Below are 4810 nucleotides of genomic sequence, written 5' to 3'. Positions count from 1 at the left end.
CCCGCCTCCAACACGCCTTCTCCGCCACCGCGGTCAACGTCATCCGCCTCGACGCCCACTGGAACCCCCACCAGCCGCCCTTCACACCCCGCACCAGCAGACTCACCCGCCTCAGCCAGCAGCGCACAACCCCGACCGCGAATTAAGCAGCAGAGTCGGCCATCCCGCCAAAGCCCCCTACGACCGGATCATCGCCGCCGGTGCCTGGGACATTCCCAAGGCCTGGTGGGACCAGCTTGCCCGCGGCGGCCGACTCGTCGTTCCTCTCCGCCTGCGGGGCGCGAGCTACAGCATCGGTTTCGCCTATCACCGCGACCGCCTGGTCTCCGACACGATCGAACCGGCCGGCCTTGCCCCCTTGATCGGCCAGGGAGGGGAACGGAGCGCGTCCATCCACCAGGACGGCCTCGTCTCCCTCACCTGGGATCACGACCAGCCGATCAACGGCGCCGCCCTGAACGGAGTCCTCCAGCGTGACCGGACCGTCGCGCTCTCCGGCGTCATCTCGGGCCGCCGTTCCCCGCTGCACGGCATCTCGCTACGCCTCACCGCGACCGAAATAGGCTGCTGCCGCATCACCGCTCAGCCGTCCGCCGTCACCTCACAGCTGTGCACTCCCGCGATCCCGCTGGGAAGCCCGGCTCTGGTGGAAGACGACTCCCTGGCCTACCTCACTCTCACTCGCGAGCGCGACGGGTACACCTACGTCCTGGGCGCTGTCGGACACGGCCCGAAACGGCATCAGCTCGCCGACCGGATCATCGCCGCGATCCACACCTGGGACACCGACCGCTCCGCAGCACCGACGATCATGCTCTATCGCGGCGCACCCGACACCGCCACCCGAAGCAGGCGGATCATCAAGGATGAGAGTCATCTGACGATCACCTACTGACCTCGACAGTGGCCAAGGGGTGACACGAACCGGGCGAGCAACATCGGCCAGAGTCCCGGGTGGCAGTCCTGGTCAGGCGGCTGATCGAGGTGATCTACCGCTGGGCAGCCAGCACGACACCAGATCAGGCCGTTCGGACCCCTCTGGGACCTGACAGGAAGGCGACTTTCCGTCACGCCACACAAACATCAGGTGCCCCGAATAGGCAGATCATTGATCCTTTAAGCTCAAACAACTTTGCAGCAACTTGCCTTGCACTTGCATCGGCACGAGAAGACGCCTCGGACTCGCAGAGGGCCGCTACGTCGGGTCATCTCAACACGCAATCGGCCGGTACGGGCACCCCAGACCTCCACCGAGCACGCTCGGCAGGCGACCCGGCCGAGGGAGCCCACGGAAATCCAGGGATCTGACCAGCCGCTTCCCCTTGTCGCGATCACCAGTAACCGCGTACCGGCCGCCGGAGTCAATCCGCCCAGTCGTGGCGCCCGGACCGCCTGCCCGATCTTCTCTTCTCAGAGCATCAGGCACTCTGCGTAGCCACCCTGGGTTGCTCCGGCGCAGCCTAGACCGTTCCGCCCGCCACGTCTCCTGTGAGATTTACAACCCTTGCCCTTACTTACCGTGGATGGTCTATAACTCTCGCACCTGAGGGGATTACCTAAGCGATGGGCACAGGTCACATGGGTAACGGAACGTGAGGCGGCGCGGATGGTCGCTCGGCGGCGCGGTCGCCCTGCTGGCCCTGCTCACGACGAGCGCCTGCGCTGACGGCAACAGCGAAGCATCACCAGCGCCAACGCTTCCAGCATCGGCGCGGTCCTCTCCCTCCCCAGCCAGCCCCTCAGCCTCGTTGACTGCGGCGCAGGTCGCCGAGCGCGACGCTCTCGCTGCCTACCGGGGCATGTGGGAGGATTGGATCGCGATCGCCGCCACAGGCGATTATCAGAACCCGCGACTGGCGACGCATACAAGCGGACCAGCTTTGTCTCTCATCTACCGCGGCGTCTATGCGAACTGGCGGGATGGTCTAGTCGCTCGCGGCGAGCCGGTTCTATCACCCAAAGTATCGGCCGCGACTCCACAGGAAAATCCTGATCGGATTACCATCACCGACTGCGTGGACAGCTCTAACTGGCTGAATTATCGAACAGACGGACAGCTGGAGAACGACACGCCTGGCGGCCAACGTTATGTTCAGGCCCTTGCGGTGCAGAGAGCCGGGGAGTGGAAGATAGATCAACTCGTCGTGCAGGCACTCGGCACCTGCTGATGCGTTCCGCGCTACTTCTGACCACGGCGATCCTGATAGCGGTACTCATCGCCTCGCCAGCACGTGCGAATGACTCGTTCGGATCCACCGAATGCAGCGAGACAGCCTGCCGACTCTGGGCCGGGACAGACGGAAATCCAATCGAGGACTACCGCGGCTCCCCGAAACCCCCGACCGCTCCGCAACGAGGAAATTCCGCTCGAATGTGCAGACTACCCGCAACAACCAAAGAAGTTCTCTGCGTGGACCCCGATCTTGGCTGGCTCAGTGCGGACGGCTGCTACTACCGATCCGCCACTGAATTCGTTGCTACGCCCGCGCTGGAGGCGATGGAAGCAACTCCTGGTGTTGAGGGTTCCTGGTATGAGCGAAAATGCGTCGGGATCAGTAGTAGCTGGGCGGTGGTGTGGAAGCCGGATGCGGTGATGGGGGCGGTGGTTCCGCCGTCGCCGGAGGTGATGGCGCAGCGGGCGGTCAGCCGCTTGGTGTTGCCGGCGCCCGTTCTCGGGCTGTCTCCGGATGTGGATGTGCTGCAGACGGTCGGTGTTCCCGTGTGGTTGTGGGTCGAGGCGGCGAGCTGGGGGCCGGTGTCGGCGACGGCAGCGGTGCCGGGTGTGTCAGTGACGGCGACGGCGCGGCCGGTGTCGGTGTTGTGGGATTTCGGGGCGGGTGGGCAGGTCCGCTGTGCGGGGCCGGGACGGATGTTCCAGGTCGGAGTGGATGATCCGGCGGCCGGGTCGGAGTGCTCGATCGCGTTCGCGCGTAGTTCGGCGGGTCAGCCGGGGGGCCGGTTCCCGGTGACGGTGACCGTGACCTGGCAGGTGGAATGGGCCGGTGCAGGCCAGACAGGTCAAGCTGCGGGACTGACCTCCCAGACCGCAGCATCGGTCGCCGTCGGGGAGTCGCAGGGCTTGGTGCTGCCCGGGGAGCGCAGGTGAGGGCCGCAGTCCCGACGCGGCGTCACGGGGATGTGCGTTCGCCGGTGCGGGAGCGGTCTCGGGGTGGGGCAGCGCGGCGGGCGCTGGTCGGAGTGCTGCTCATTGCGCTGTCCGTCGCGGCGTTCGTCGTCGTCGGTGGTGAGCGAGACGGCCGGCGGGAGCTGCTGGTCGTGGCCCGCGATGTCCCGGCCGGCCAGGTGCTGACGACACAGGATCTGCGCCCGGTGTCGGTGGGTGCCGGCGTTGGAGTGGACGTGGTGGCCGCGGACACGGTCGGGGCGGTCGTCGGCCGGGTGGCGGTGGTGCCGCTGGTCGCGGGCAGCCTGCTACCCGCGGGCGCGGTCGGTGACAGGTCGCGGGTGCCACCGGCGGGACGGGCGGTCGTCGGGGCCGCGCTGAAGGCGGGCCAGTACCCCCCGGAGTTGGCCCGCGGCGACGGGGTGTCGGTCATCCTCACCGCGGCGTCGACCAGCGCGGCTGACCCCACGGTTTCCACCTCCGCAACGGGCGCACCGGTCCGGTCGGTGCAGGGGCTGGTCGTGACTGTCCAGGGTGACGAGGCGTCGCCGGCCGGGGACAGCGGGGCGGTGGTGTCGCTGCAGGTCGCGGATGGGGACGCCGAAGCAGTGGCGGAAGCGGCGGCGGCGGGCCGGGTCGCGCTGGTGGTTCGGGCGGTCCCGCGGTGAGCGGCTCCGGTCTGGTCGCCGTGGGGTCGTTGAAGGGTTCCCCGGGGGTGACGACGACGGCGCTTGCGCTGGCAGCGATCTGGCCGGCCGGTGCGCAGAGAGTCGATCCGCTGCTGGTGGAGGTCGACCCCTCCGGGGGCGATGTGGCGGGCTGGTATCAGCTGCGGGGCTATCCGGGGCTGTTGAGTTGGGCGGCTGCCGCACGCGGCGGGGCGGCCCCGGTCGACGCGCATGTCTGGGGCCTCGCCGGCGGGGTGGGGTTGGTGGCGGGGCCGGTGGAGGCGGGTGCCGCCCGGGGAGCGGTCGCGGTCCTCGCGCAGACCGGGTCGGTGCCGGGGGCTGCGTCGGGCCGGCTGGTCGTGGCGGACTGCGGCCGGCTCGACCCCGATTCGGCCGCGTTGCCGATCGCCGGGGCTGCCGGGGTCCTGGCGGTGGTAGTACGTCCGGTCCCCGCCGAGCTGGCGCGTGTGGCTGCACGGGTCGAGGAACTGACGGGCGCGGGTCGCCGGGACTGTGTCCTGATCCTCGCCGGTGAACCCGCCTGGCCCACGGGACGGGTCGAAGACGCTGTCGGGCTGCCGGTAGCAGGGGTGTTGCCACATCATCCGCGGGCTGCGGCCGGCGTGGCCGGGGGGCGGTTCGGGCGCGGCGCCCGCCGTTCCCAGCTCCTGCGCGCTGCCGCGGATATTGCCGCCGCGCTCGACCGTCGCCTCGCCACGCGGCCCCGCGGGTCGACGCGGGCTCTCGCCCCGCCATCCGGTGTCGCGTCGTCAGGTCTGCCGTCGCTGCGGGGTGGTGTTCGCCTCCCTGCTTTGCCCCGCGCGACGACTCTGCTGCTTAATTCGGCTGGGTGTCGTGGGTGCGGCATGATCTCCTGTGCGGTCCGGGTCGCCTCGTGGGCCGCGGGAGGTGGGGCACATGTCGTTGCAGCCGAAGGGGCTGCCGGAGATCCCGGCGCAGACGGTGGCGGTCGCGCGGGCGGCGTTCCCGCGGGGGACGTTGGCGATGCGGCTGCGGG

Annotated in this window: 3 protein-coding genes and 1 pseudogene; all 4 read left to right on the top strand. The window is 69.2% G+C overall.

The genetic code is table 11. The features are described 5' to 3' along the window. Positions 1-895 (top strand): annotated as a pseudogene (locus B207_RS32475) (hypothetical protein); the annotation flags it as partial. A gap of 853 nt (positions 896-1748) precedes the next feature. After that, positions 1749-2168, top strand: a complete 420-nt coding sequence (locus tag B207_RS37855) for a hypothetical protein (RefSeq protein ID WP_084691990.1) — start codon at positions 1749-1751, stop codon at positions 2166-2168. 242 nt (positions 2169-2410) lie between these two features. Further along, the gene (locus B207_RS37850; RefSeq protein WP_230204830.1) at positions 2411-3106 is read left to right on the top strand and encodes a hypothetical protein; all 696 of its coding nucleotides are present in this window, start codon (positions 2411-2413) and stop codon (positions 3104-3106) included. Continuing rightward, positions 3103-3792: an SAF domain-containing protein gene (locus B207_RS0104290; RefSeq protein ID WP_230204829.1), complete on the top strand. Its 690-nt coding sequence runs from the start codon at positions 3103-3105 to the stop codon at positions 3790-3792. The genes B207_RS37850 and B207_RS0104290 overlap by 4 nt, the downstream gene beginning before the upstream one ends. Positions 3793-4810 lie beyond the last annotated feature (1018 nt).

The sequence above is a fragment of the Parafrankia elaeagni genome, from assembly GCF_000374165.1.
In the GTDB taxonomy this organism is placed as follows: domain Bacteria; phylum Actinomycetota; class Actinomycetes; order Frankiales; family Frankiaceae; genus Parafrankia; species Parafrankia elaeagni.
The sequence above is the reverse complement of the archived record's forward strand: the minus strand, read 5'-3'. Positions and strand labels throughout refer to the sequence as shown.